This is a genomic window from Streptomyces sp. TG1A-60, assembly GCF_037201975.1.
GTDB lineage: Bacteria > Actinomycetota > Actinomycetes > Streptomycetales > Streptomycetaceae > Streptomyces.
In genome coordinates this window covers 6,037,052-6,063,087 of record NZ_CP147520.1, presented here as the reverse complement: position 1 = coordinate 6,063,087, position 26,036 = coordinate 6,037,052, and the positions used below count along the sequence as shown (strand labels likewise).

Sequence of the window (26,036 nt, the reverse complement as noted above, 5' to 3'; positions counted from 1 at the left end):
TGAGTCGGCTGAACACTCCTGGGACTCCCCGCGTATGAGATGGCGCCGCTTCACTCCTGTCGGGCGCCTCGATAGCCCCGCAAGGAAGTCAGAGGAGTTCCATGGGACGCAATACAAGAAAACGACGTTCGCCGCTGGCCGTTCGGGCCATTGCCGCATCCGCGGCGCTCGCGGTCGCGGGTGGCGGGCTGGTCTGGGCGAACTTCTACGCCTCGGCGGGTGAGTCGTCGAACAACCAGCAGAACCGGGTCAGGGCCGCGGGCGGGCAGATCGCCACGATCGCCTGCCCGGACGTCGGACAGCAGTTGAGGAACGTGCCCGGCAAGGCTCGCGCCGGCGTCGACAAGGAGCTGGCCAACCTCGACAAGCAGATCACCGAGGCGTACACCCGGCTCGCGTCGACGCGGCAGGCCCAGGCGGGTGACGCGGGCTTCGTGCAGAACGCGATCCTCGGCCCGCTGAAGTCCAAGCGCGTCGCGGTCATCGACCGCATCGGCATCAACATCCGGCGCGTGGGCGGCAACGCCCCGAACGGGCTGGAGAAGCTCGCCGAGTGCAAGGGCATGGGGGCCGACCAGGTCAACGACGGCGGCGGCCAGGGCAACGGCCAGAACGGCGGCGACCAGGACAACGGCCAGGGTCAGGACAACGGCCAGGAGCAGGTCGGGGACAACGGCAACGGTGCCGCCGGCCCGGTGGCCGCCGACTTCGTCGACATCACCTCCGTCCAGCCCAACACCCCCCCGTCGAACGGGAACGGGTTCAAGGCGAACGGAAACTCCGGTTCGACGGGTTCCTTCACCACGTCCTGCGGTGTCAATGAGAACAACAACTTCAACACCGACAACCTGATCGTCGCCCCGGGCGTCGACAACGGCGCGCGCCACACGCACGACTACGTCGGCAACCAGGGCAACACCGGCTTCGCCAGCGACCAGGATCTCGCCAACGCGGACACCAGCTGCCAGAACCAGGGCGACAAGTCCACGTACTACTGGCCGGTGATGCGCATCCAGGACGGCACCGACGAGTTCGACGCCAACGAGCTCGGTGGTGGCGCCGAGGGCAACCTCGGCAGCATCCAGAGGGCCCAGCAGGCCGAGATCAGGTTCGTCGGCAACAAGCAGAGCGACGTCGTCGCGATGCCGAGGTTCCTGCGCATCATCACCGGTGCCGCCAACGCGTTCACCGGCGGCGACGCGAACGCCAACGCGTCCTGGAGCTGCACCGGCTTCGAGGACCGTCAGCTGACGGACAAGTACCCGATCTGCCCCGACGGCAGCCAGGTGGTGCGTACGGCCAACTTCCAGAGCTGCTGGGACGGCCAGAACATCGACAGCGCCAACCACCGCGCCCACGTGGACTTCGTCAACGCGGACGGCACCTGCGACAACGGCTTCGTCGCCATCCCGCAGCTGCAGATCCGGCTGGTCTACAACCTGCCGGCCCCGGTCATCGAGAACGGGCAGCTGAAGGCCCCGTTCGCGGTGGACGGCTTCCCGGAGGAGCTGCACAAGCCCATCACCGACCACAACGACTTCATCAACGTCATGGACGAGGGCCTGATGAACCAGGTGGTCCAGTGCATCAACAGCGGCCAGAACTGCGACTGACCCCGTAGGAACCGGTAGCCGGTGACCACGAGAGAGCCGGCGGTGGGATTTCCCACCGCCGGCTCTCTCGTGCCCGGCCCGGAGGAGTCGGACCCGGCCGACCGTCGCGGTCGGCCGGCCTCAGTGCTTCGAGTGGTCGGTGCCCACCTCCAGCGTCCCTCCGAGTGTCCCGCCCAGTTCCGCCACGACGTCCTCGTGGCCGACGGCGGCCCACTTGCGGCCGACGAGGAAGAACCCGCCCATCATCTTGGACGAGTTGAGCCACTCGCGCTGACCACGGTCGGTGGCGAAGGTGGCGAGGATGTACTTCTCGTCGCCGTCCGTGCAGATGGCCTGACGGAGCTCGTCGGCGTCGATCTGCATGTCGGGCTCGCACTTCACCTCGGCGGCGAGCTGTTCGAGGGTGCCGACCGCCGTCTCGGGTACGGCCGCCTGGTCGCTCCCGCCGGATCCGCATCCCGCCAGCACCAGGACAGCCGCCATGCCGGCCAGCGGGAACACCGCTCTCGTCAACCTCATCTGTTCCTCCGGTCCCTTCCGGCGAGAAGTCGTCGCCTGCTCCGTACGCACCGTTGAGCACAGGCGTCCGTCCGGTTAGCGTGCCGCATCTGTCGACACAGGGGGCACACGGTCATGAACTCTCCGTCGCGACGCTCGGTGCTGGGCTCGGCCGGTGCCATCGGTCTCGGAACCACTCTGGGACCGACGGTCCCGGTCCACGCCGCCGAGAGCCCCGGCCAGGGCCCTCCTCTCGATACGGCTGCCGCGCGCTCAGCACTCAATCGGCAGCTCCCCCGTCACGCCGACCAGTTCCGGCTCACCCTCGTCGAGCGGCAGGGTACGGCCGACCGCTTCCGTGTCACCGGCACCACCGGGCGCGTCCAGGTGCGGGCCACGACACCGGCCACGCTGCTCACGGGCGTGCACTGGTACCTCAAGTACGTATGCGGGGCGCACCTCGCCTGGAACGGCAGCCGACTCGACCTCCCGCGCCGACTCCCCGCGCCCGCCCGGCCGCTGGAGAGATCCACGGCGCTCCCCCACCGGTTCGCCCTCAACGACACCAACGACGGCTACACCGCCCCGTACGCGGACTGGTCGTACTGGGAGCACCAGATCGACCTGCTGGCGGCGCACGGCTGCAACGAGGTGCTGGTCATCGCGGGCATGGAGGCCGTCTACCACCGGCTGCTGAAGGACTTCGGCTACTCGGACGAGGAGTCCCGGGCGTGGCTGCCCGCCCCCTCGCACCAGCCGTGGTGGCTGCTGCAGAACCTCTCCGGCTACGGCGGGCCCCTCTCCCCGAACTGATCACCCGCCGGGCGGCGCTCGGCCGGCGGATCACCGACCGGCTGCGCGAGCTGGGCATGTCCCCGGTCCTGCCCGGCTACTACGGGCACGTCCCCAAGGAGTTCGTGGAGCGCAACGGCGGTGACGCGCACGTCGTCCCGCAGGGCATCTGGCACGGCTTCGAACGCCCCGACCGACCGGCACCCCCGAGCCATGAGGCGCCCCCGGTCCATCCCAGCGGGCACGCCGGCGAACGGCCGGGAGACCAACGGACTTCAGCAGGCACCCTGAACCCCTCCCCCCATGAACCCCTCCCGCTGAACATCCCTACGCCATCCAGCCCCTGGCAGGCTGGAATCAATCGGTAAGGTGTTCGCATGCGAACCGGTGCACGCCGCAGGATGGGTGTGGAGGAGCGGCGGCAGCAGTTGATCGGGGTCGCCCTCGAACTGTTCGGCCGACGCTCGCCCGACGAGGTCTCCATCGACGAGATAGCGGCGGCGGCGGGCATCTCACGCCCGCTCGTCTACCACTACTTCCCGGGCAAACTCAGCCTGTACGAGGCCGCGTTGACACGTGCCGCCGACGATCTGGCGAATCGTTTCGTCGAACCACACGAGGGCCCGCTCGGCGCCCGCCTGCTCCGCGTCACGCACCGCTTCTTCGACTTCGTCGACGCACACGGCCCCGGTTTCTCCGCCCTGCTGCGCGGGGGCCCCGCCGTGGGCTCTTCCCGCACCAACGCCCTCATCGACGGCGTACGCCAGGCCGCCTGTGTCCAGATCCTTTCGCACCTCGACGTCAAGGACCCGCCCGCCCGCCTGGAACTCGTCGTCCGCTCCTGGATCTCCCTCGCCGAGTCCACGGCTCTGATCTGGCTGGACGGCCGCCGCATTCCGAGAGAGGAGTTGGAGATCCAGCTCGTCCACGCCTTCGCGGCCCTGGCCGCGGTCAGCGCGGCCCAGGACGAGGAAATGGCGGCCCTGGTGCACCGCATGCTCGCCGACGAGCCCCGGGAGGGCCCGTTCAGCGGGCTGGTAGGGCGCCTGGTGACACCCCTCGGGAACCCCGACCGCGCCCAGTGCCCTTCCGAAGGACCCTAGTGCCGCGGCACTAGACGTCGAACTTCCGGTACGAGGGATCAAGGTCCCGCACCTCCGCCGACGCGTGAAACGCCAGCCCCGCCGCAGGCTTCACGTGCTGTCGCAGCAGCCCGAGCACGTTCTCCGTCAACGTCACCCTGGTGTCTTCGGTGCGCCCCGCGAGCAGTCCCAGGGTGACGTGCACGATCGCATGTCCGGCCACGTCGGGACCGACCGTCGTGTCCTCGGTCGCCCGGAACTGCGTCTTGCACGCCTCCGGCTTCGCGGCAGCGGTCCGCACGACCTCCTCGTGAAGGGCCTTGGCGAACGCGGGCCGGTCGAAGTCACCAGCGAGGACAGCGGAGTATTCAACAGTGATCTGCGGCATGAGCTCACCCTAATCGCAGGCGCAGCGCCAGCATCGCGATGTCGTCCTCCCGGTCCCGCCCGAAGCGGTGCAGCAAGGTGTCACACAGGGCGGCCGTTCCGAGCGGGGCGTCCGCCGCCGCGGTCCGCAGGTGCTCCAGGCAGAGGGAGAGGTCGACGCCCCGGGTCTCCACGAGCCCGTCGGTGACCATGAGGAGCCGGTCGGTGGGCCACAGAACCGTCTCGGTGGGCTCGGGCCGTTCGAGGCCGAGACCGAGGAGGGGCCCGGCGGCCTTCACATACTCGGCCTCGCCGGAGTCGCGGACGATCAGCGGCGGGACATGGCCGGCGTTGGCGATCCGCACGCGTCCGCTGCCCGGTTCGACGAGGGCCAGACAGACGGTGGCGGTTACCTCGGGGTGGTAGTGCTGGAGCATCCGGTCGAGCCGCTCGGCGAGCGCCACGGGGTCGGACTGCTCCACGCAGTAGGCACGCAGGGCGTGCCGGATCTCGACCATCACGGTGGCCGCTTCCAGAGAGTGCCCGACGACGTCACCGACGGCCGTGAGGACGCCGCCGGGGGTGGACAGGGCCGCGTAGAAGTCGCCGCCGATCTCGGTCCGGCGGGAGGCGGGGACATAGCGGACGACGACTTCGAGGCCCGGGAACTCGGGCGCCCTCTTGGGCAGGAAGCTGTGCTGGAGGGTGAGCGCGACATGGCGTTCGACCTGGTACATGAGGAGGGACTGCGCGGCCAGGGCGGTGGCCTGGGCGAGGCGGGCGACCAGGCTCGCGGTGTCGGGGGTCATGGCGCGGGTGTCGCGCAGGGGTGTGGCGACACAGACGGGGGTGCCGCTCTCGGTGCGGGCCAGGACCAGGCGGGTGTCCTCGGTGACGCCGGGCCGGAAGAAGCCCGGGGGCCACAGGGGTGCGGGGACGACCGTGTCGTGCGGCCCGGGGTCGCCGTCGGTGATGCGGCGCAGGAGCCGGGCGACGGAGTCGTGGGCGCCGGCGTCGGGGAGGGTGGTGCGGGCCCGTGCGCGGGAGGTGCCGTGGTAGAGGTGGCCGTCCTCGCCGAGCACGAACACGGCGACGGGCGACCGGGTGAGCCGGGCGGCACCCTCGGCGGCGGCCCCGGCCAACTCCTCCAGGGTACGGGCGGCCTGGACGTCGACGATGGTCTCGGAGAGCAGGGTGAGCCGTCGTACGAGGGCCTCGGCACCGTTGCGCATGCGGGCGCCGCGTACGGCCGCGCGGACGACGGCCTGGATCTCCTCGGGTTCGGCGGGGACCGTCAGATAGGCCTCGCCGCCCGCGTCCAGTCCCCGGCAGCGGTCGCTGGGGGCGACTGCCGCGGCGGAGAAGTGGACGACCGGCAGGGCGGCCATCGGGGGGTGGGACTTGAGGCGGCGGCAGAGTTCGAAGCCGCTCATGTCGGGCAGACCGACGTCGACGAGGGCCACGTCGGGCAGGGCACCCGAGCGGAGCCGCAGGTCGAGTTCGGCGAGCGCCTCGCCGCCGCTGGCTACGGGGACGACGCTGTGCCCGGCCCGGCGCAGGACCGCGCCCATGGCGTACCGGCTGGCGGCCGCGTCGTCGACCACCAGCACCGTGGTGCCTGCTTCGTCGGCCATGAGACTCATGAGACTCTCGCGGAATACCCGGGAACCGGGCGCGGGGACGGGGGACGGGGACCGGGACCGGGTATGGGGGCCTGGGACGAGAGGGCGTGCGTCCCCGGGGCGGGTGGCGCGGCCCCCTCCGCCTGCGCCACCCAAACTAGCGCCCTACCGGTCCGACCGGGCGAATACCGCCACGGTCTCCCCCGGAACGACGAACGTCCGCGATTCCGCTTCGTACGACGAGGTGCGGACGGTAGAGTCCGCGCCCGTCGCCCGCACCGGATGCGGGGTATACGCCGATCCGGTCAGGTCCACCACCGTCTGCCGTCTGCCTCCGCTTCTCGGGGGTCTCGGGGAAGACGACGACGAGGTCGCCGAGTTCCATGGCGGTCACACCGGGCGTCTCGTCCTTCCCCGACAGCGGGAAGGACCGTGCCGACCGCACCTGAGAGCGCTGCGGTCAGCGCGGTCACAGTGACCGCGGCCACTCGTCCGGCGTGGGCGGTTCGGCGGCGTCGGCCAACTCCTTCGGTGAGAGTCCTGAGAACATCGGAAAGTGCCCGAAGAGTTGAGCGGTCGCCCATGGAGTCGGCCCGTTCCGACCGCCGGGAAACCCGGCTGCGGTGTGGCGGGCTCGCCTCTAGGATCCCGGGAATGACGTGTCACCTGTTCGCACTCTGCTTCCACGCGAGCCGGCCCCCGGCTCTCGCCCGGTTCTGGTCCGGGGTACTCGGTTGGGAGCTGACCGACGATCCACACGACGGCATCACGCTCCTGCCCGGCGACGACACCGGGTTCCGGCTCCGCTTCCTTCCGACCCAGGAGCGGAAGGCCGGCCCGAACCGGATGCACTTCGACCTGACGAGCACGTCCCTGGAGGACCAGCGGCAGACGGTGGCCAGGGCGCTGGAACTCGGTGCGCGCCACATCGACATCGGCCAACGCCCCGAAGAGGGTCACGTGGTGCTCGCCGACCCCGAGGGCAACGAGTTCTGCGTCATCGAGCCGGGCAACAAGTTCCTCGCCGACTGCGGCTTCATAGGGGCTCTGGCCTGCGACGGTTCGCAGGAAGTCGGCTACTTCTGGAGCGAGGCGCTCGGCTGGCCGCTGGTCTGGGACCAGGACCAGGAGACCGCGATCCAGTCACCGCACGGCGGCCCGAAGATCACGTGGGGTGGCCCACCGGTAGCCCCGAAAGCGGGCCGGAACCGCCTCCACTTCGACCTCGCCCCACGCGTCGACGGCGACCGGCGGACAGAGGTCGACCGCCTGCTCACCCTCGGAGCCACGCGAACCGACACCGATACCTGCACCGGCACTGCCCCCGGCCAGGACGAGTCTCCCTACGTGACGATGACCGACCCCGACGGCAACGAGTTCCGCGTGCTGACGCCCCGACAGCGCTCGAAACCCTGGCCCGGCGGAGCTTGCGCGGGTAACCGCTGAAGACCTCGACGACTTCAACGCCCACGCCGTCGGCAGGATCCAGGTGGCCCACGACTTTCGGTGAGCCCGACGGGAACCAGCGAAGAGCCGGTGGACCAGGGCGGACGTCGCGCGGCACGACACGGGCAACCGACGAAAGGGCCCGCCGCCCAGAACCGGGCGGCGGGCCCCCGAAGTCGACCGCGGGTGCCTGCGGGGGCCGTCCGCTACGGCCGCCTCAGCGCGCGGTCCACCAAACCGTCGTGTCCCCCGGCAGCTTCGCCTCGTCCTCGGTCACCGTCACCTCACCGCTGGCGACCAGGACGCGGCCGTACGCGGGGATCGTGACGGCCTCGCAGGTGGTGTTCGCGACGCACACGAAGTCTCCGCGCCGGAAGGAGAGGACACCCGCCGGTGCCTTCAGCCACTCGACCGAGTCGCCCGCGCCCAGACCGGGCTCGTCCCGTCGCACGGCCAGGGCGGTGCGGTACAGCTCCAGGGTCGAGTCCACCGCGCCCTTCTGGGCCTCGACGCTCAGGTCGCCCCACTCGGCCGGCTGCGGAAGCCAGGAGCCGCCGGGGCCGAAGCCGTACGAGGGGCCCGTACGGGTCCACGGGATCGGGACCCGGCAGCCGTCGCGGAAGCCGTCCTGGCCGGCGCCACGGAAGTAGGCGGGGTCCTGGCGGACCTCGTCCGGGAGGTCGACGACGTCGGGGAGGCCCAGCTCCTCGCCCTGGTAGACGTAGGCCGAGCCCGGAAGAGCCAGCATCAGGAGCGAGGCCGCCCGGGCCCGCCGCAGACCCAGTGCGCGGTCTCCCGCCAGTCGGATCTGCGTGCCCAGGCCGGGCTCGTTGGCGAAGCGGGTCGCGTGGCGGGTGACGTCGTGGTTCGACAGGACCCACGTGGCGGGGGCGTGCACCGGGCGCATCGCGTCCAGCGTACGCTCGATGACCGCCTTCAGCTCCGCCGCGTCCCAGTCCGTACCCAGGTACTGGAAGTTGAAGGCCTGGTGGAGCTCGTCCGGGCGGACGTAGCTCGCGGTGCGTTCCACCGTCGGGGTCCACGCCTCCGCCACGAAGATGCGTTCGCCGGCGTACTCGTCCAGGACCAGACGCCACTCGCGGTAGATCGCGTGCACGCCGTCCTGGTCGAAGAACGGCATGACATCGTTGCCCAGCAGCTTCACCTGGTCGCGGGATCCCAGGTCCGGGAGGCCGTCCGCCTTCACCAGACCGTGGGCCACATCGATACGGAAGCCGTCCACACCCATGTCCAGCCAGAAGCGGAGGATGGAACGGAACTCGTCGCCGACCGCCGGGTGGTCCCAGTTGAAGTCGGGCTGCTCCGGGGCGAAGAGGTGCAGGTACCACTCGCCGTCGGCAACCCTCGTCCACGCCGGGCCGCCGAAGATGGACTCCCAGTCGTTGGGGGGGAGTTCGCCGTTCTTCCCCTTGCCCTGGCGGAAGTGGTAGCGGTCGCGCAGCGGCGAGCCCGGACCGTCCGCCACCGCCCGCCTGAACCACTCGTGCTGGTCGGAGGAATGGTTCGGGACGAGGTCGACGATGATCCGCAGGCCCAGCTCGTGGGCGTCGCGGATCAGCGCGTCGGCATCCAGCAGGTTGCCGAACATCGGGTCGACGGCTCGGTAGTCGGCCACGTCGTAACCGGCGTCGGCCTGCGGGGAGGCGTAGAAGGGGCTGAGCCATACGGCGTCGATGCCGAGGTCACGCAGGTACGGGAGTCGGGAACGTACGCCCTCCAGGTCGCCCATGCCGTCGCCGTTGCTGTCGGCGAAGCTGCGCGGATAGACCTGGTAGATCACCGCGTCGCGCCACCAGTCGCGGCGGGAGGCGACGGTGGCGAGCGCGAGGTTGTCGGCCGGGTCGGTGGCGTGCTGGCTCATAACGTCCTTGGTACGTAACGGGGTGCGGGACATGGGGTCGAGGCGTCGGGAACTCGGTCGGTTGACGAGGCGGCCCGCGGTGACAACGGGATCGGACGGACACCACGGGCCGCCACCCGTATGCCAAGGCGTACGGAAGCCGAGGAGGGCGCGTCACCCCTTCGTGCCGCCCGCCGTGAGCCGGGTCACCAGGTTCCTCCACACAAGATAGAAGAACGCGGAGACGGGGATCGCGACCAGTGCCGCGGTGGCGGCCATCAGGTTGCGAGGACGGGTCCAAGGTAGCTGTCGACGAGCTGGAGCTCCGGGAGGATCCCGTACATCGGAACCATCGGTACGGCCACCGGGAACATCTGCGTGACCAGGAGCACCCACATGAACTTCCGGTGGCCCGGGAAGCGCGTGCGGGAGACCGCGCAGCCGGTGGTCGCGGCGCTCGGCACCCCGATGACGGTGGTGCCGAGCGGGACGACCAGCGTGCTGACGATCCAGTCGAGGAACGGCGTCTCCCCAAGGACGAACGAGTAGTTGTCGAACGTCATCTTGCCGAAGATGCGCCCGGGACGCAGGTAATCGTCCTTGTCCGGGCCGAGGGGCAGGAGGACGAGCCGGGCGATCGGGAAGAGCGCGGCCGGGCTCGCCACGACGCGGATCGCTTGGGAGGCGAGGGATCCGGCGTGGCCGTCCTCGCCCCCGTCGGCGATTCCTGGGCGCCGAGGTGGTCCGCGCGACCGGCCGGTCCCCCGGGAGCCGTGGTCCTGACGGTCGTGGTGCTCGCGGGGGCTCCTGCCGCAGATCGCGAACCGCCGCTCATCGCGGCTCAGCCGGCGGCGGCGGACGGAGGTGAAGAAGGCCAGGATGGCCGGCGGCAGGATGCCGTAGGCCACGCGCACCCGGCGCCGAGCCGGTGGGCAAGCGGACATCCGGCCGGTACAGTCCGGTGCTGTGACCACACGGCTTGCCGACATCGCAGCCCATGGGCCGCAAGCGCCACGTGCCGGTCCAGCGCAAGATCGAGGGCATCGTCCGCACCATGCGGGACCAGCTGGGCCGGAACGCGGCGAACGTCGAGTCCGAGTCCGTCCGGCACTCCCTCTGCACCCTGGGGGCGGCCAGGCTGCGGCCATGGCGCTCATCGAGCGGGGCTGCACGGCCGGGGGGCGTGTCGGTCGTCGGCTTCGACGACTCCTCTCTGATCGTCTTCACCGATCCCCCGCTGACGACGATCCGCAAGCCGGTCCCGGCGACGGGGCAGACGGCGGTGCGTACGTCGCTGGAGGAGATCGGCAGGTCTCCGGCACCGCACAGTGAGGTCGTGTCCGTGCCGGAGCTGGCGGGGCGGGCCTGACCGCTTCGGCTCCTGGGGGCCGGGGTCGTCCCCGAGAAGGAGAAGACGGTGGGCGGTGCGATACCTGCGCGGGAGACGGCCCCTCGCGGTACCCCGACGAACGTGCGCGGTGAACCCGACCAGAGGATGATCGGTGAAGAACGGCTTCTCTGGCAGACTCTGTGCCCATGGGTGACGCGACCGTGACGACACTGGAGGAAGGCCGGGAGCAGGCCGCCCCGCGGTCCGTCACGGGCGCGTCGGGGCAGGGGATGCTGCACCGGCTGAGGGCTCCGCGTCGCCCTCGTCTCTGGTTCGAGATCCTGCTGATCGCGGTGAGTTACTGGACGTACTCCCTGATCCGCAACGCCGTTCCCGAGCAGAGGGCCCAGGCGCTGAGCAACGCCGACTGGATCTGGAAGTTCGAGCACCACCTCGGGCTCGCCGTCGAGGACACCGTCAACCACGCCGTGAACTCGGTCACGTGGCTCGTCATCGGTATGAACTACTACTACGCGACCCTGCACTTCGTCGTCACGCTCGGTGTCCTCGTGTGGCTCTACCGTAGTCACCCCGGCCGTTACGCGGCGACGCGTCTGGTGCTCTTCGCCACCACCGCGGTGGCCCTGGTCGGCTACTACTTCTACCCGCTGGCCCCGCCCCGGCTGATGACCGGCGAGAACTTCATCGACACGGTCGTCGTCCACCAGACCTGGGGCTCCATGGCCTCCGGCGACCTGAAGAACATGTCGAACCAGTACGCGGCCATGCCGTCCATGCACATCGGCTGGTCGCTGTGGTGCGGGCTGACGATCTTCGCGCTGGCGTCGGTGCCGTGGGTGCGCGTGCTGGGTCTGCTCTACCCGGCGCTGACGCTCGTCGTGATCGTCGCGACCGCCAACCACTTCTGGCTGGACGCGGTGGGCGGGGTGCTCTGCCTCGCCTACGGGTTCGGGGCGGCCCGGGTCTGGTACGGGACGTTGCCGTACGCGCTGCCTCGGCATGTGGCCGGGGGCGACGGGGTGCGGGAGTCGGCGCAGGTCAAGGCGTAGGGCCGCAGGGCATCCCCTAACGCCACGACCCCGCTGTGGTCCCTGCTCCCCGGACTCCTCCTCGGCACGGACCGCCCCCTCTCCCTCACCCGCCTCACCGGCCTCCTCCTCGGCTTCACCGGAGTTCTGCTGATCTTCGCCCCCTGGCAACAGACGGGACTGATGACCTGCGGCGCCCTCGCCCTCCTCGGCACCAGCGGTGCCTGTCGCGGCGGTACGAAGCCCCTCGGTGCCGAGGAACCCGCGCCCGGCCGACCGGCGCTTCCCCCACACACTCCGGTTAGGCTCATGCCCGTACGACCTTGATCCGACGAGGAGGCCGGGGATGACGGCGCCGGGGCGCAGGAGCAGCACGTTCTCGCGACTGCTGCGGCACGGTTTCACCGACCCCTCCGCGGCGGAGCGGCTGCTGGACAGCGAGGAACTGGCGGCCGTTCGGGACGACCCGGTGCTGTTGGACGCGTTGGGGGCGACCGCCGACCCCGATCTCGCGCTGCTGGGCCTCGTACGACTGCTGGAGGCGCAGCCGGACCGTACGGCGCGGCGTGCGGTGCTGGACACGCTGGTGGCGGCCAAGCCGCTGCGGGACCGGCTGCTGGGGGTGCTCGGCGCGTCCGCCGCGCTGGGCGATCACCTCGCGCGGCACACGCAGGACTGGCAGGCGCTCGTGATGTACGAGCCGCAGGACCTGCATCCGGGGATCGAGGAGTTCGAGCGGGGGCTCGCGGAGGCCACCGACCCGGTCTCGCTGCGCGTCGCGTACCGCCGCTGCCTGCTCTCCATCGCCGCCCGTGACGTGTGCGGCACGACCGACGTCGCCCAGAGCGCCGCCGAACTCGCCGACCTGGCCACCGCCACACTCCGCGCCGCCCTCGCGATCGCCCGCGCCGCCGCGCCGGAGGACGCCGCGCTGTGCCGGCTCGCCGTGATCGCGATGGGCAAGTGCGGCGGGCACGAGCTGAACTACGTCTCCGACGTCGACGTCATCTTCGTCGGGGAGGCGGCGGACGAGGCCGACGAGCAGAAGGCGATCCCGGCCGCCACCCGTCTCGCCTCGCACATGATGCGGATCTGCTCCGAGACGACCGTCGAGGGCAGCATCTGGCCCGTCGACGCCAATCTGCGGCCCGAGGGACGCAACGGCCCGCTCGTACGGACGCTGAGCAGCCATCTCGCGTACTACCAGCGGTGGGCGAAGACCTGGGAGTTCCAGGCGCTGCTCAAGGCCCGGCCGGTCGCGGGAGACCTCGGACTGGGCGAGGAGTACGTCGCCGCGCTCGAACCGCTGGTGTGGAAGGCCGCCGAGCGGGAGAACTTCGTCGCCGACGTGCAGCGCATGCGGCGCCGGGTCGTGGAGAACATCCCGGCCGCCGAGGTGGACCGCCAACTCAAGCTCGGACCGGGTGGGTTGCGGGACGTCGAGTTCGCCGTACAGCTGCTCCAGCTGGTGCACGGGCGCGGCGACACCTCCCTGCGCAGCGGGACCACGCTCGACGCGCTGGGCGCGCTGGCCGCCGGCGGGTACGTGGGGCGCGCGGACGCCGCGCAGCTCGACGACGCGTACCGCTTCCTGCGCTCCATGGAACACCGCATCCAGCTCTACCGCCTGCGCCGCACCCACCTCGTCCCCCAGGACGAGGACGACCTGCGGCGCATCGGGCGTTCGCTCGGCCTGCGCACCGATCCGGTCGCCGAGCTGAACCGCGAGTGGCGGCGCCACGCGGCCGTCGTACGGCGGCTGCACGAGAAGCTCTTCTATCGCCCGCTCCTCGATGCCGTCGCCCAGCTCGCCCCCGGCGAGAGCAGGTTGCGGGCCGACGCGGCCCGTGAACGGCTCGTCGCCCTCGGCTACGCCGACCCCGCCGCCGCCCTCCGCCATCTGGAGGCCCTGGCCTCCGGCGTCACCCGCAAGGCGGCCATCCAGCGCACGCTGCTGCCGGTGCTGCTGGGCTGGTTCGCGGACTCCGCCGACCCGGACGCCGGGCTCTTCAACTTCCGCAAGGTCTCCGACGCTCTCGGCAAAACCCCTTGGTATCTGCGGCTGCTGCGCGACGAAGGCGCCGCCGCCGAGAACCTCGCCCGCGTCCTGTCCGCCGGACGCCTCGCCCCCGACCTCCTCATGCGCGCCCCCGAGGCCGTCGCCCTCCTCGGCGACGGGGACGGCGTCGCCGGTGGGGCCGGCGGGCTCGAACCCCGCGAACGCGCCCCCCTCGAACAGGAGATCCTCGCCGCCGTCCGCCGCGCCGACGGCGCCGAACAGGCCGTCACGGCCGCGCGCGGCGTGCGACGGCGTGAACTCTTCCGTACGGCCGCCAGGGACATCGTCGGCTCCTACGGCACCGAGGCGTCCCCGGCCGCCGCCGACCAGGGTGCCCTGGTCGACCTCGTGGGCGGCGCGGTCTCCGACCTCACGGCGGCGACCCTCGCGGGCACCCTGCACGCCGTGGTCCGCGACGGCTGGGGGGACACCCTCCCCACCCGCTTCGCCGTCATCGGCATGGGCCGCTTCGGGGGCCACGAACTGGGCTACGGCTCCGACGCCGACGTGCTGTTCGTGCACGAGCCGCGCGAGGGCGCCGACGAGCAGGAGGCCTCCCGCGCCGCCAACACCGTCGTCTCCGAGATGCGCCGCCTGCTCCAGATCCCGAGCGCCGACCCGCCCCTCCTCATCGACGCGGACCTGCGCCCCGAGGGCAAGTCCGGCCCTCTCGTACGGACCCTGAAGTCGTACGAGGCGTACTACCGTCGCTGGTCACTGGTGTGGGAGTCCCATGCCCTGCTGCGCGCCGAGCCCGTCGCCGGGGACGAGGAGTTGGGCCGCCGCTTCATCGACCTCATCGATCCGCTCCGCTATCCGGCGGACGGACTGGGCGACGACGCGGCCCGCGAGATCCGGCGTCTGAAGGCCCGCATGGAGTCGGAGCGGATGCCGCGAGGCGCGGACCCCACCCTCAACACCAAGCTCGGGCGGGGTGGGTTGTCGGACGTCGAGTGGACCGTGCAGCTCCTCCAGCTCCGGCACGGCCGGCGCGAGCCCGGTCTCCGCACGACCCGCACCCGCCAGGCCCTGGCCGCGGCACGTGCCGCCGAGCTGGTGAGCGCCGAGGACGCGGCCATACTGGACGAGGCGTGGGTACTGGCGACGCGCGTACGCAACGCCGTGATGCTCGTACGGGGGCGGGCGGGCGACACCTTCCCCTCCGACGGCCGCGAACTCGGCGCCGTGGGCCGCTACCTGGGCTACGGCCCCGGCCACGTGGGCGACATGCTCGACGACTACCGACGCACCACGCGGCGGGCTCGGGCGGTGGTGGAGGAGCTGTTCTACGGGGGGTGACGGAGTCCTGCGCGTCGTCCTCAGGGTGTGGCCAGCGGTGTGCGGGCAGACCGCACGCCGGCGGCATCTCGGCGGGTCCGGGACTGTCCGATGAGTTCTGGGGCCCACGGGAGTCTCTGCCCTGTGTGGTGAGAGACGACAGGAAGGGCAGCCCATGTCGAACACCGGCAAGCCGCAGACCCGGCTCGCCCCCCGCTACAGCGACCCGGCCGCCGACGCGATCCCCTGGCCGGAGGCCGAGGCGCGGCTCTCCGGGGCGGAACTGTTCTGGATCTCGACGGTACGGCCGGACGGGCGGCCTCATGTGACGCCGTTGCCGGCGGTGTGGTCCCAGGGGGCGCTGCACTTCTGCACCGGCCCGGAGGAACGGAAGGCGAAGAACCTCGCGGAGAACCCGCACGTCGTGCTGACGACCGGTACGAACACATGGGACAAGGGTTACGACCTGGTGGTGGAGGGTGAGGCCGTACGTGTGTCCGATGACGGGAGGCTGCGGGAGCTGGCCGCCGCGTGGGAGGCGAAGTACGGCAGCTTCTGGCACTTCGAGGTGCGGGCGGGGTACTTCCACCACGGTCCGGGGCGCGCCCTGGTCTTCGCTGTGGCGCCCGGCACGGTTTTCGGATTCGGTAAGGGGGAGCCGTTCAGCCAGACGCGGTGGCGGTTCGGCCGAGAGTGACATACCCATGTGCACAGGCACTCCCGTCAAGGGCGACTTGGAGGACCAGGGATGCAGTACACGCTCGAAGTGATCCCGCTGCCCGTGAACGACGTCGACCGGGCCCGGGACTTCTACCGGGACAAGGTCGGGTTCCATGTCGACATCGACCAGGAGGTCATGCCGGGCATGCGGATCGTCCAGCTGACGCCCCCGGGCTCCGGCTGCTCGATCGCCCTCGGCGACGCCATCTGGGACATGGCCCAGGGCTCCAGGCCTGCCCCCGGCTCCTACCGGGGCCTCCAGCTCTGCGTCGCCGACATCAAGGCCGCCCACGCCGAACTCCTCGAACGTGGCCTCGACGTGTCCGAACCCGTCCAGTACGCCCCCGCCGACGGCGCCACCTTCATGTACTTCAAGGACCCGGACGGCAACGGGTGGGCCATCCAGGAGTACCGGCGCCGGGTCACCGAGCCGCTGCACCAGGTGCTGGCCGACCTGGCCGACCGGGGGCGGTGAGGGCGGGCACACGTCAGACCGTCCCGGTCGGCGTACCGGCAGCCTTCGGGACGGCGGTACCACCGGGCCGGGGGGCGCCAGTCATGCCTGCCCCCACCGGCATACGGAAGGGGAGCCCCACAGCCGGGCCCCCTTCACAGGCCGCAGCCCCGTCCGGGGACTACAGCACCGGCAGGTTCTTCCGCAGCTCGAACGCGGTGACCTCGCTGCGGTACTCCTCCCACTCCTGCTTCTTGTTGCGCAGGAAGAAGTCGAAGACGTGTTCGCCCAGAGTTTCGGCCACCAGGTCGCTGCGCTCCATCAGGGTCAGGGCCTCGCCGAGGTTCTGCGGGAGCGGCTCGATGCCCATCGCGCGGCGCTCCGCGTCCGAGAGGGCCCAGACGTCGTCCTCGGCGCCCGGCGGGAGCTCGTAGCCCTCTTCGATGCCCTTGAGGCCGGCGGCCAGGAGCATGGCGTACGCCAGGTACGGGTTCGCGCCGGAGTCCAGGGAGCGGACCTCGACCCGCGCCGAGCCCGTCTTGCCGGGCTTGTACATCGGGACGCGGACCAGGGCGGAGCGGTTGTTGTGGCCCCAGCAGATGTAGGAGGGGGCCTCGCCGCCGGCGCCGGCGGTGCGCTCGGAGCCGCCCCAGATGCGCTTGTAGGAGTTGACCCACTGGTTGGTGACGGCCGCGATCTCGGCGGCGTGCTTCAGGAGGCCCGCGATGAAGGAGCGGCCGACCTTGGAGAGCTGGTACTCGGCGCCGGACTCGTAGAAGGCGTTCCGGTCGCCTTCGAAGAGTGACAGGTGCGTGTGCATTCCGCTGCCCGGGTGCTCGCTGAACGGCTTCGGCATGAACGTCGCCTGGACGCCCTGCTCCAGCGCCACCTGCTTCATGACCAGGCGGAACGTCATGATGTTGTCCGCCGTGGAGAGCGCGTCGGCGTAGCGGAGGTCGATCTCCTGCTGGCCGGGGGCGCCCTCGTGGTGGGAGAACTCGACCGAGATGCCCATGGACTCCAGCATGGTGATCGCCTGGCGGCGGAAGTCCATACCGACGTTCTGGGGGGTGTGGTCGAAGTAGCCGGAGTTGTCGGCGGGGGTGGGGCGGGAGCCGTCGACCGGCTTGTCCTTCAGGAGGAAGAACTCGATCTCGGGGTGCGTGTAGAAGGTGAAGCCCAGGTCGGAGGTCCTGGCCAGGGCGCGCTTGAGGACGTAGCGCGGGTCCGCGAAGGACGGGGATCCGTCCGGCATGAGGATGTCGCAGAACATCCGGGCGGTGCCGGGGGCCTCCGCGCGCCACGGAAGGACCTGGAAGGTCGACGGGTCCGGCTTGGCGATCATGTCGGATTCGTACACCCGGGCGAAGCCCTCGATGGCCGAGCCGTCGAAGCCGATGCCCTCGTCAAACGCCTGTTCCAGCTCGGCGGGGGCCACGGCCACGGACTTCAGGAAGCCCAGCACGTCCGTGAACCACAGGCGTACGAAACGGATGTCGCGCTCCTCCAACGTACGGAGCACGAACTCCTGCTGCTTGTCCATCTTCCGCTTCCACCCATTCCTTGCTGGTCAGGCCGCCTTGCTCCCGAGCGACGGGAGGCGGTCGGGCACCATCCCACCACAACACCATTTCGCGCGCGTTGCGTACCTTGATCGGCAGACCGACCTCCGGTCGAACGCCCGGCATACGGCAGGTGTACCGCTCGCTCCGCCGCTCAACCGCTCTGCCGCCCATCTTGCCTGCTCGCACCGATATCCGTAACGCCCGCGTCGTTCGGGGGCGGGCCGCGCCGCTCCCGGGGAGCATGGGAGGCGTGGTCCCTCGTTTACGAGAGGGAGTGGATCAAATTACGATCAGCTGGTCCGACCGTCCCATCCGACCCATCCCCCACTAAGGACGCACCCCATGGCCGCCAAGTCCAACAGCAGCGCGGAGCGCAAGGCGCGCATCGAGGCGATGCGCCGTGCCGAGCGCTCCCGTGAGCGCCGGAACCGGATCCTCACGATCGGCGCCAGCGTGCTGATAGTCGCCGGCCTCGTGGGGGGCGGCGCGGTCCTGGTCCGCTCGCAGTCCGACGGCAGCGACAGCAGCAGCACGGCGAGCGACGCGAAGGGCTCGGGCAAGTTCACCACGGGGTCGGACGGCGTGCGCACCTGGAGCGCCAAGCTCACCCAGAACCACGTCACCAAGACCGTGAAGTATCCGATGCAGCCGCCGGTCGGCGGTGACCACAACCCGGTCTGGCAGAACTGCAACGGCGACGTCTACGACAAGGCGATCAAGAACGAGAACGCCGTGCACTCCCTGGAGCACGGCGCGGTGTGGGTGACGTACAACAGCAAGGCGTCCGAGGCGGACGTCAAGGCGCTCGCGGAGAAGGTCGAGAAGACCCCGTACACGCTGATGAGCCCGGTCGAGGGTCAGAAGGACCCGATCATGCTCAGCGCGTGGGGCCACCAGCGCACGGTGACCAGCGCGACGGACCCGAACCTCGACACGTTCCTCGAGAAGTACGTCCAGGGCGAGCAGACCCCCGAGCCGGGTGCCGCCTGCACCAACGGCGTCTCCTAGCGGCAGGGAACCTGGCACAGTGGGAAGCATGAAGCACATCGGTTGGATCGCCTCCGGGGCAGCGGCCGTGCTCGTCGCGGCCTCAGCGATCACCTACGCGGTCGCCGACGGCGACGAGTCCGGGCTGAAGGCCCCCGCCGCCGACTCCGCGGACGCGGGGTTCGCCCGGGACATGGCCGTCCACCATCAGCAGGCCGTCGAGATGTCGTACATCGTGCGCGACCGGACGGACGACGAGGAGATCCGGCGGCTCGCGTACGACATCGCGCAGACGCAGGCCAACCAGCGCGGCATGATGATCGGCTGGCTCGATCTGTGGGGTCTGCCGAAGGTGTCGTCGCAGGAGCCGATGGCCTGGATGGGCATGGGTGCCATGGCCTCCGGCGAGGACGGCGCGCTGATGCCCGGCATGGCCACCGACACCGAGATGGACAAGCTCGGCACACTCAACGGCAAGCAGGCCGAGATCTACTTCCTCCAGCTGATGACCGACCACCACAAGGGTGGCGTCCACATGGCGGAGGGCTGTGTCTCCAAGTGCGCGGTCGGCGTCGAGAAGAAGCTCGCCCGGGGCATGGTCAACGCCCAGGAGTCCGAGATCACGTTGATGACGGACCTGCTCGAGGAGCGGGGGGCCGCGCCGCGGTAGACCGGTGACGCGTCCTCGGCGGAGGAGCGATCGCAGGATCTCCTCCGGCCTGTCCGACGGTTCCCGTCGGACAGGCGTCGCGGGTCGCGCGGAGTCGTCACGACGGCGGGCACCGGGCCGAAACCGTGGGGCGCTGCGAACGTGGGGCGCCCCACACCCCATTGCGTCGCTCTGACGATTACACTGGGCGCGTGCCTCAACTTCGTCTCGCTTTGAATCAGATCGACTCGACGGTCGGCGATCTCGCCGGGAACGCCGAGGCGGTCGTCCGCTGGACCCGGCACTCCGCCGAGCAGGGAGCGCATCTGGTGGCGTTCCCCGAGATGGTGCTGACCGGGTATCCCGTCGAGGACCTGGCGCTGCGCCAGTCCTTCGTGGAGGCCTCCCGCTCCGCGCTGAGGGCGCTCGCCGCGCGGCTCGCCGACGAGGGCTTCGGGGAGCTGCCGGTGATCGTCGGCTATCTCGACCGTTCCGAGTCCGCCGCGCCGAAGTACGGTCAGCCGGCGGGGGCGCCGCGGAACGCGGGCGCGGTGCTGCACCGGGGCGAGGTGGCGCTCACCTTCGCCAAGCACCACCTGCCCAACTACGGCGTGTTCGACGAGTTCCGCTACTTCGTGCCCGGCGACACCATGCCGGTGGTGCGGCTGCACGGCGTCGACATCGCCCTCGCCATCTGCGAGGACCTCTGGCAGGACGGCGGCCGGGTCCCGGCGGCCCGGTCCGCCGGGGCCGGGCTGCTGCTCTCCGTCAACGCCTCGCCGTACGAGCGCGACAAGGACGACACCCGTCTCGAACTGGTCCGCAAGCGGGCCCAGGAGGCCGGCTGCACGACCGCCTATCTGGCGATGATCGGCGGCCAGGACGAGCTGGTCTTCGACGGCGACTCGATCGTCGTCGACCGGGACGGCGAAGTGGTCGCGCGGGCGCCGCAGTTCTCGGAGGGGTGTGTCGTCCTCGACCTGGACCTCCCGGCGGCCGTCGCCGAGCCGGTGACGGCCCGCGGCGAAGCCGCTGACGGACAACGTGTCGACGACGGGCTGCGCATCGACCGGCTCGTCATCTCCGAGGAGCCGCTGCCCGCGTACGAGCCGGAGCTGACCGGCGGGTACGCGGAGCGCCTCGACGACGAGGAGGAGGTGTACTCGGCGCTGGTGGTCGGCCTGCGGGCGTACGCGGCGAAGAACGGCTTCACCTCGGTGCTGATCGGGCTCTCCGGCGGTATCGACTCCGCGCTCGTCGCGGCGATCGCGTGTGACGCGCTCGGCGCGCGGAACGTGTACGGCGTGTCCATGCCGTCGAAGTACTCGTCGGACCACTCCAAGGGCGACGCGGCGGAGCTGGCGCGCCGCACGGGCCTGAACTTCCGCACGATCCCGATCGCGCCGATGTTCGACGCCTACATGGCGTCGACCGAGCTGACGGGCCTGGCGGAGGAGAATCTCCAGTCACGCCTGCGCGGCACCCTCCTCATGGCCATCTCCAACCAGGAGGGCCACATCGTGCTGGCGCCCGGCAACAAGTCGGAGCTGGCGGTGGGCTATTCGACGCTGTACGGCGACTCGGTGGGCGCGTACGGCCCCATCAAGGACGTGTACAAGACGTCGGTCTTCCGGCTGGCCCGGTGGCGCAACCGGGCGGCGGAGGAGCGGGGCCAGACCCCGCCGATCCCAGAGAACTCCCTCTCCAAGCCGCCGAGCGCCGAGCTGCGGCCCGGGCAGGTCGACACGGACTCCCTGCCGGACTATCCGGTCCTGGACGCGATCCTGGAGCGGTACGTCGACCGCGACCAGGGCGCCGACGCGATCACCGCCGCCGGGTTCGACCGGGAGCTGGTCAACAAGACCCTGCGCATGGTCGACGCGGCCGAGTACAAGCGGCGCCAGTACCCGCCGGGGACGAAGATCTCCCCCAAGGGCTTCGGCAAGGACCGCCGGCTGCCCATGACGAATCGGTGGCGCGAGCGGGCGTAACGGGCTCGGGCGGGTCCTTCATCACCACTACGGCACCGCTGCCGTGCGCGTGGCTGCCCGTCCGGACGTGGGAGCGGACGGGCAACGCTTCCGGCGCTCGGCGCCATGGTCATGTGGACGCTCTAACGGTCGCAGGACTCGCCGGACCTTCGCCAGGGCCATCCGGCTGGGGCCGCGCCAGCCCGGCGTCACGCCGGTCGGGTCCGCGGCGACACGGTCCTCTCCGCCGCTCGTGAGACCGCGCCGACCTGTGCCGACACGCGATCGAGTGCGGCGTCAACGCCATCGGCGCATGACTGTGCCCACTCACACGGCACGTTCCATGCAGACCAGTTGCTCCCGCTCGTCCCACGACTCGGTGACAGTGAATCCGAGCTGCTCGTACAGGGCGATCGCGGCTGCCCGCCACTTCCACACCGACAGCCGCACCGCGCTGACGCCGCTCTCCCCGGCCTGCGCGAGCGCGGCGCCGACCAGGCTGGACGCGATGCCCCGCCCACGGAACGCCGGGTCCGTCCAGAGCCTCTTGACCTCCGACCGTCCCTCGACAGGGGCGGTCACCACCAGGCAGCCCACCGAGGTGTTCCCGCTCAACGCCAGCAGCACGACGTCGTCGACGAACACGGCCTGCGGATCCTCGATCTCGACCCGGTAGCGTTCTGGCAACCCGTCCACCCCGGCGACGGCCTCGCCCTTCTCGGCCTGCGTCTGCAGATGGTAGGCCGCCAGCAGCTCGGCCAGCCCATCCCGGGCCGAAGGCGCCCGACCAGGCCGGCGGACGATGACGACCTCGCGTTGATCAGCCATGCCGTGAGCATCGCACAGGGAGGCCGCGTCGCATCCTCCGGGGGCCGGGAGCCCCCGTGACGAACTCGGTCGTGCCGATTCCGAAGGCTCCTACGGCGAGAGCGAGCAGGGCCAAGGGCATGGCGGGACCTCTCAAGGAGAGGGGGAATCGAGGTTCCGTTCCCCAGTAGGTTCACTGACGGAGAACACTCGAACCCGTGCCCCGTTCTCCCCTCGCCCGCAGCCGCCCCACCAGGGTCGTCAGCTCCCGGACGGGTCGATCGTCACCCGTGCCGCCACCGGCAGGTGGTCGCTGCCCGTCTGCGGCAGGGTCCAGGACGCCGTCGGCTCCATGCCCCGGACCATGATCTGGTCGATGCGCGCCAGCGGGAACGACGCGGGCCAGCTGAAGCCGAAGCCGCTGCCCGCGGCGCCCTGGGTGGAGCGCATCTGGGCGGTGACGGCGTTGAGGGCGCGGTCGTTCATCGTGCCGTTGAGGTCGCCGAGGAGGGCGACCTGCCGGATCGGCTCGTCCGCGATGGCCTCGCCGAGCGCGTCGGCGCTCTTGTCGCGCTGGCGCGCGGTGAACCCGGCCTCCAGCTTCACCCGCACCGAGGGCAGATGGGCGACGTACACGGCGACCGGCCCGTCCGGCGTCGCCACCGTGGAACGCATCGCGCGGTTCCACCCCAGCTTGATGTCGACGGCCTCGGTGTCGCTCATCCGGTACTTGCTCCACAGGCCGACGGTGCCGACGACCTCGTGGTACTCGTACGTCGCCGCCAGCGCCCTCTCGTACACCGGCGCCGCGGCCTCGGTCAGCTCCTCCAGGGCGACCACGTCCGCGCCGGAGGCGGCGACGTCGCGGGCGGTGCCGGACGGGTCGGCGTTGTCCGCGTTGACGTTGTGGGTGACGACGGTGAAGTCGCCGCCGCTGCCGGTCTTGCTGGTGACGAGCCCGCCGAAGATGTTCAGCCAGACCACCGAGGGCAGGAGGAGGGCGATGAGCGCGGTCGCCGACTTCCGGACCAGCGCCAGGATCAGCAGCAGCGGGATCGCGACGCCCAGCCAGGGCAGGAACGTCTCGGTGAGGCTGCCGAGGTTGCCGATGGTGTTCGGGACGTAGGCGTGCAGCACCATCAGCAGCGCGACGAGGACCGCGAGGACCGCGAGGACGACGCCCCGCCGCCAGATCCGCCGGTCTCCTCTCCAGCCGCCGAACAGGCGGTCCAACAGGCGTCGGAACCGGGATTGTTCGCGGCCCTGACCCGTGCCGCCGCCCGTCTCCGTCATGTACGCCTGCGCCATACCGTCGCCTCACAACCTGCCGTGCACTCTTCCCCCCGCGCTCTGAAAACCCTAGGGGATGATTGCCCTCGCTCCTGCCGCCACATGGCAGCCGTACGGGCAGGAGGACGAACAACCCGCTGTTGGGAGTTCCGAACCGGCGGACGGGCTACGCGGTCTGTAACGAAACGCGCACATTCACTGTGACTCACTTCGCGGGAGCGCGAAGCCCTTCGAGCACCGTGTCCACGATGGTCTCCGCGAGACCCTCCGGGAGGGCCGAGTCCGGGCGCATGACGGTGCGGACGAGCATGGGGCCGAAGACCAGATCACCGGCGAGGTCGATGTCGACGTCGGCGCGGAGTTCGCCGTTGTCCCGCCCCCGGCGCAGCACCTCGGCGAGGCGTCGGCGGCGCGGGGCGACGACCTCGGCGTGGTAGGCGTCCCAGATCTTGGGGCTGCTCTTCATCTGGGCCATGACGTTGTGCAGGATCGCCGACGGCCGGTTGAGCAGCCCGCGTTGGCGTGCGGCCTCCATGAGGACGACCAGGTCGTCGCGCATCGAGGTGCCGGGCAGGACCGGGTCCGGGGGCTCGGCGGCGCGCAGTACGTCGACGAAGAGCGCCTCCTTGCCGCTCCAGCGGCGGTAGATGGTGGCCTTGCCGACGCCTGCGGTGCGGGCCACCCGCTCGATGGACAACTCCGCGAGCGGCACGCCCTCTTCCAGGAGTCTTATCGCGCCCTCGATGATGGACCGCTCCACGGCCTCGCTCCGGGGCCGCCCGCGTACGGGGCTCTGGTCCCGGACCCGCCCGTTACCGGCGTGGCTCTCGGCGAGGCTCAAAATCGACTCCGTCTCTCGTGGGGCTGGCGCGATTCTCCCGTCAGTGGTCGGCGGCCACCAACTCGGGCTCGTCCTTGTCCCCTTCTCCGGTCGGTGTCCGGCCCGGCAGGAACACCGCCATGGCCACCGCGCCGAGGACGGCGACGCCGGCCCCGCACAGGGCGGTCACGTGCATGGCGTGCAGGAAGGCGTCGTGGGCCGGGCCGACCAGGGCCTCGCCCCGCTCGCCGAGGCGGGCGGCGAGGCCGAGGGTGGCCTCGATGGACTCGGCGGCGGCGTGCGGGGCGCCGGCGGGCAGCTCGCCCTCGATGCCGCCTCGGTACGCGGTGGAGAGCACCGAGCCGAGGACGGCGATGCCGAGGGCGCCGCCGACCTGGCGGAAGGTGTTGCTGAGCGCGGAGGCGGAGCCGGCCTTCTCGCGGGGCAGCGCCTGCATGATGACGACGCTCAGGGGGGTCATCACGTGTGCCATGCCCGCTCCCATGAGGAAGAAGATCACTTCGAGGATCCAGATCGGCGTGTCCGCGTCGAGCACGGCGAACGCGGCCAGCATCGCGGCGATCAGCACCATGCCCGCCGTGCACACCGCGCTGTTGCCGAAGCGGTCCACGGCGAGACGGGCGCGCGGCGCGAAGACGAGCTGCGCGACGGCCAGCGGCAGCATCAGCAGGCCGGTCTGCAGCGGGGAGTAGCCGCGCACGGTCTGGGTGTAGAAGACGGAGAAGAAGGTCACGCCCATCAGCGCGAAGAAGACCAGGCCGATGACGCCGACGGCGGCCGAGAAGACCTTGTTCCTGAAGAACGTGATGTCGATGGAGGGGTGGTCGCTGCGCTTCTCGAACAGGACGAAGCCGGCGAGGACCGTGAGCCCGGCCGCGATGGTCCCGAGGACCGTGACGTCGGTGAAGTCGGCGAGCTGGCCGCCCCGGATGATGCCGTAGACGAGCAGCACCAGGCCGACGACGGAGAGCAGCACGCCGACGGGGTCGATACGGCCCGGGTCCGGGTCGCGGGAGTCGGGGACCAGCCAGATCATCAGGCCCAGCGCGAGGACGACGATCGGCACGTTGACCAGGAAGACCGAGCCCCACCAGAAGTGGTCGAGGAGGACGCCGCCGGTGATCGGGCCGATGGCGATGGCGAGGCCGACGCCGCCCGCCCAGATGCCGATGGCCTTCGGCTGCTCGTCGCGCTCGAAGACGTTCATCAGGACGGCGAGAGTGGCGGGCATCACGAAGGCGGCGCCGAGACCCATCACCGCGCGGAAGGCGATCAGCTCGGCCGGCGAGCCCGACATGGCCGCCAGCGCCGAGCCGATGCCGAAGACGACGAGACCGCCGAGCAGCACCCTCTTGCGGCCCAGCCGGTCGCCGAGCAGGCCCGCGGAGAACAGCAGCCCCGCGAAGACCAGCGTGTAGGCGTTGATCGCCCACTCCAGCTCGCTCTGGGTCGCGCCGATGCCGGTCGGCTCCGGGGTGGAGATCGTCTTGATGGCGACGTTGAGGATCGAGTTGTCGAGCACCACGATCAGCAGGCTCAGCATCAGCACGCCGAGAATCACCCAGCGGCGCCGGTGCACCGCCGCCGGTACGCGGGAGTCGGGAACTGCGGTAGTCATGTCGTCGACCCTAGACCTTTTTCGATACGGGACCGTCTCGTATCGAAAATCTTTTACCCGGCTCTTACGCGTCGCATGCCGAAACGGCCACATGGCCCTCCCCTGGCACTCCCTGGCACGAGGTGCCACCATGGAACCG

General features: G+C 70.7%; 20 protein-coding genes and 3 pseudogenes. 12 read left to right on the top strand and 11 right to left on the bottom strand.

Annotated features, from left to right (window positions below; translation table 11 throughout):
• The first annotated feature begins 101 nt into the window (after window positions 1–101).
• Window positions 102–1,613: a DUF1996 domain-containing protein gene (locus tag WBG99_RS26320; RefSeq protein ID WP_338898665.1), complete on the top strand. Its 1,512-nt coding sequence runs from the start codon at window positions 102–104 to the stop codon at window positions 1,611–1,613.
• Between the two features lie 120 nt (window positions 1,614–1,733).
• Here WBG99_RS26320 and WBG99_RS26315 read toward each other — a convergent pair whose 3' ends face one another.
• Window positions 1,734–2,132, bottom strand: coding sequence for a hypothetical protein (locus tag WBG99_RS26315; RefSeq protein ID WP_338898664.1), 399 nt, complete (start codon window positions 2,130–2,132; stop codon window positions 1,734–1,736).
• Window positions 2,133–2,246: 114 nt separating this feature from the next.
• On the opposite strand from WBG99_RS26315, the pseudogene WBG99_RS26310 reads away from it, so the two are divergent.
• Window positions 2,247–3,097: pseudogene (locus tag WBG99_RS26310) on the top strand (alpha-N-acetylglucosaminidase TIM-barrel domain-containing protein); the annotation flags it as partial.
• 183 nt (window positions 3,098–3,280) lie between these two features.
• Entirely contained in the window at window positions 3,281–4,006 is a 726-nt protein-coding gene (locus tag WBG99_RS26305; RefSeq protein ID WP_338898663.1) for a TetR/AcrR family transcriptional regulator, read from the top strand.
• A 10-nt stretch (window positions 4,007–4,016) separates the two neighbouring features.
• On the opposite strand, the gene WBG99_RS26300 is transcribed toward WBG99_RS26305, so the two are convergent.
• The 3 genes from WBG99_RS26300 to WBG99_RS26290 form a co-directional block, all read right to left on the bottom strand.
• The gene (locus WBG99_RS26300; protein ID WP_338898662.1) at window positions 4,017–4,373 is read right to left on the bottom strand and encodes an isomerase; all 357 of its coding nucleotides are present in this window, start codon (window positions 4,371–4,373) and stop codon (window positions 4,017–4,019) included.
• Between the two features lie 4 nt (window positions 4,374–4,377).
• On the bottom strand, window positions 4,378–5,985 hold the full coding sequence (locus WBG99_RS26295) for a fused response regulator/phosphatase (protein WP_338898661.1): 1,608 nt from the start codon (window positions 5,983–5,985) through the stop codon (window positions 4,378–4,380).
• Window positions 5,986–6,138: 153 nt separating this feature from the next.
• Window positions 6,139–6,252, bottom strand: a complete 114-nt coding sequence (locus WBG99_RS26290; RefSeq protein ID WP_338900496.1) for a hypothetical protein — start codon at window positions 6,250–6,252, stop codon at window positions 6,139–6,141.
• Window positions 6,253–6,627: 375 nt separating this feature from the next.
• Between WBG99_RS26290 and WBG99_RS26285 the strand changes: the two genes are divergently transcribed.
• A complete protein-coding gene (locus tag WBG99_RS26285; RefSeq protein ID WP_338898660.1) occupies window positions 6,628–7,419 on the top strand; it encodes a VOC family protein in 792 nt (263 codons plus the stop codon).
• Between the two features lie 217 nt (window positions 7,420–7,636).
• Here WBG99_RS26285 and WBG99_RS26280 read toward each other — a convergent pair whose 3' ends face one another.
• Together WBG99_RS26280 and WBG99_RS26275 are read right to left on the bottom strand one after the other, a co-directional pair.
• Window positions 7,637–9,301 carry a glycoside hydrolase family 13 protein gene (locus WBG99_RS26280; RefSeq protein ID WP_338898659.1) on the bottom strand — a complete coding sequence of 555 codons (1,665 nt, stop codon included), beginning with the start codon at window positions 9,299–9,301 and terminating at the stop codon, window positions 7,637–7,639.
• A gap of 153 nt (window positions 9,302–9,454) precedes the next feature.
• Window positions 9,455–9,978 (bottom strand): annotated as a pseudogene (locus WBG99_RS26275) (hypothetical protein); the annotation flags it as partial.
• A gap of 299 nt (window positions 9,979–10,277) precedes the next feature.
• Between WBG99_RS26275 and WBG99_RS26270 the strand changes: the two are divergent.
• From WBG99_RS26270 to WBG99_RS26250, 5 genes and pseudogenes are all read left to right on the top strand, one after another.
• Window positions 10,278–10,762: pseudogene (locus tag WBG99_RS26270) on the top strand (substrate-binding domain-containing protein); the annotation flags it as partial.
• A gap of 54 nt (window positions 10,763–10,816) precedes the next feature.
• Window positions 10,817–11,680 (top strand): phosphatase PAP2 family protein, encoded by an 864-nt coding sequence (locus WBG99_RS26265; RefSeq protein WP_338898658.1) that lies wholly within the window; start codon window positions 10,817–10,819, stop codon window positions 11,678–11,680.
• A 325-nt stretch (window positions 11,681–12,005) separates the two neighbouring features.
• Window positions 12,006–15,017, top strand: coding sequence for a bifunctional [glutamine synthetase] adenylyltransferase/[glutamine synthetase]-adenylyl-L-tyrosine phosphorylase (locus WBG99_RS26260; RefSeq protein WP_338898657.1), 3,012 nt, complete (start codon window positions 12,006–12,008; stop codon window positions 15,015–15,017).
• A 154-nt stretch (window positions 15,018–15,171) separates the two neighbouring features.
• Window positions 15,172–15,693 (top strand): pyridoxamine 5'-phosphate oxidase family protein, encoded by a 522-nt coding sequence (locus tag WBG99_RS26255; protein WP_338898656.1) that lies wholly within the window; start codon window positions 15,172–15,174, stop codon window positions 15,691–15,693.
• A 51-nt stretch (window positions 15,694–15,744) separates the two neighbouring features.
• Entirely contained in the window at window positions 15,745–16,191 is a 447-nt protein-coding gene (locus WBG99_RS26250) for a VOC family protein (protein ID WP_338898655.1), read from the top strand.
• Window positions 16,192–16,351: 160 nt separating this feature from the next.
• Here WBG99_RS26250 and glnA read toward each other — a convergent pair whose 3' ends face one another.
• Window positions 16,352–17,713 carry a type I glutamate--ammonia ligase gene (glnA, locus tag WBG99_RS26245; protein WP_338898654.1) on the bottom strand — a complete coding sequence of 454 codons (1,362 nt, stop codon included), beginning with the start codon at window positions 17,711–17,713 and terminating at the stop codon, window positions 16,352–16,354.
• 364 nt (window positions 17,714–18,077) lie between these two features.
• Here glnA and WBG99_RS26240 point away from each other — a divergent pair, with 364 nt between their 5' ends.
• From WBG99_RS26240 to WBG99_RS26230, 3 genes are all read left to right on the top strand, one after another.
• Window positions 18,078–18,743 carry a DUF3105 domain-containing protein gene (locus tag WBG99_RS26240; protein ID WP_338898653.1) on the top strand — a complete coding sequence of 222 codons (666 nt, stop codon included), beginning with the start codon at window positions 18,078–18,080 and terminating at the stop codon, window positions 18,741–18,743.
• A gap of 28 nt (window positions 18,744–18,771) precedes the next feature.
• Complete coding sequence (locus WBG99_RS26235) at window positions 18,772–19,392, top strand: DUF305 domain-containing protein (RefSeq protein WP_338898652.1); 621 nt, start codon at window positions 18,772–18,774, stop codon at window positions 19,390–19,392.
• Between the two features lie 191 nt (window positions 19,393–19,583).
• Window positions 19,584–21,362: an NAD+ synthase gene (locus WBG99_RS26230; RefSeq protein WP_338898651.1), complete on the top strand. Its 1,779-nt coding sequence runs from the start codon at window positions 19,584–19,586 to the stop codon at window positions 21,360–21,362.
• Between the two features lie 306 nt (window positions 21,363–21,668).
• Here WBG99_RS26230 and WBG99_RS26225 read toward each other — a convergent pair whose 3' ends face one another.
• The 4 genes from WBG99_RS26225 to WBG99_RS26210 form a co-directional block, all read right to left on the bottom strand.
• Window positions 21,669–22,169, bottom strand: a complete 501-nt coding sequence (locus WBG99_RS26225) for a GNAT family N-acetyltransferase (RefSeq protein WP_338898650.1) — start codon at window positions 22,167–22,169, stop codon at window positions 21,669–21,671.
• A 240-nt stretch (window positions 22,170–22,409) separates the two neighbouring features.
• On the bottom strand, window positions 22,410–23,456 hold the full coding sequence (locus WBG99_RS26220) for an endonuclease/exonuclease/phosphatase family protein (protein ID WP_338898649.1): 1,047 nt from the start codon (window positions 23,454–23,456) through the stop codon (window positions 22,410–22,412).
• Between the two features lie 187 nt (window positions 23,457–23,643).
• Entirely contained in the window at window positions 23,644–24,279 is a 636-nt protein-coding gene (locus tag WBG99_RS26215) for a TetR/AcrR family transcriptional regulator (protein WP_338898648.1), read from the bottom strand.
• A gap of 40 nt (window positions 24,280–24,319) precedes the next feature.
• The gene (locus WBG99_RS26210) at window positions 24,320–25,897 is read right to left on the bottom strand and encodes an MFS transporter (protein ID WP_338898647.1); all 1,578 of its coding nucleotides are present in this window, start codon (window positions 25,895–25,897) and stop codon (window positions 24,320–24,322) included.
• Window positions 25,898–26,036 lie beyond the last annotated feature (139 nt).

Excerpts from the sequence above, each read along its gene's own strand:
- WBG99_RS26305 (WP_338898663.1), top strand. The coding sequence starts at position 3,281 with ATGCGAACCGGTGCACGCCGCAGGATGGGTGTGGAGGAGCGGCGGCAG.
- WBG99_RS26320 (WP_338898665.1), top strand. The coding sequence starts at position 102 with ATGGGACGCAATACAAGAAAACGACGTTCGCCGCTGGCCGTTCGGGCC.
- WBG99_RS26315 (WP_338898664.1), bottom strand. The coding sequence starts at position 2,132 with ATGAGGTTGACGAGAGCGGTGTTCCCGCTGGCCGGCATGGCGGCTGTC.
- WBG99_RS26250 (WP_338898655.1), top strand. The coding sequence starts at position 15,745 with ATGCAGTACACGCTCGAAGTGATCCCGCTGCCCGTGAACGACGTCGAC.
- WBG99_RS26220 (WP_338898649.1), bottom strand. The coding sequence starts at position 23,456 with ATGGCGCAGGCGTACATGACGGAGACGGGCGGCGGCACGGGTCAGGGC.
- WBG99_RS26240 (WP_338898653.1), top strand. The coding sequence starts at position 18,078 with ATGGCCGCCAAGTCCAACAGCAGCGCGGAGCGCAAGGCGCGCATCGAG.
- WBG99_RS26225 (WP_338898650.1), bottom strand. The coding sequence starts at position 22,169 with ATGGCTGATCAACGCGAGGTCGTCATCGTCCGCCGGCCTGGTCGGGCG.
- WBG99_RS26300 (WP_338898662.1), bottom strand. The coding sequence starts at position 4,373 with ATGCCGCAGATCACTGTTGAATACTCCGCTGTCCTCGCTGGTGACTTC.
- WBG99_RS26265 (WP_338898658.1), top strand. The coding sequence starts at position 10,817 with ATGGGTGACGCGACCGTGACGACACTGGAGGAAGGCCGGGAGCAGGCC.
- WBG99_RS26295 (WP_338898661.1), bottom strand. The coding sequence starts at position 5,985 with ATGGCCGACGAAGCAGGCACCACGGTGCTGGTGGTCGACGACGCGGCC.
- glnA (WP_338898654.1), bottom strand. The coding sequence starts at position 17,713 with ATGGACAAGCAGCAGGAGTTCGTGCTCCGTACGTTGGAGGAGCGCGAC.
- WBG99_RS26285 (WP_338898660.1), top strand. The coding sequence starts at position 6,628 with ATGACGTGTCACCTGTTCGCACTCTGCTTCCACGCGAGCCGGCCCCCG.
- WBG99_RS26280 (WP_338898659.1), bottom strand. The coding sequence starts at position 9,301 with ATGAGCCAGCACGCCACCGACCCGGCCGACAACCTCGCGCTCGCCACC.
- WBG99_RS26235 (WP_338898652.1), top strand. The coding sequence starts at position 18,772 with ATGAAGCACATCGGTTGGATCGCCTCCGGGGCAGCGGCCGTGCTCGTC.
- WBG99_RS26255 (WP_338898656.1), top strand. The coding sequence starts at position 15,172 with ATGTCGAACACCGGCAAGCCGCAGACCCGGCTCGCCCCCCGCTACAGC.
- WBG99_RS26210 (WP_338898647.1), bottom strand. The coding sequence starts at position 25,897 with ATGACTACCGCAGTTCCCGACTCCCGCGTACCGGCGGCGGTGCACCGG.
- WBG99_RS26260 (WP_338898657.1), top strand. The coding sequence starts at position 12,006 with ATGACGGCGCCGGGGCGCAGGAGCAGCACGTTCTCGCGACTGCTGCGG.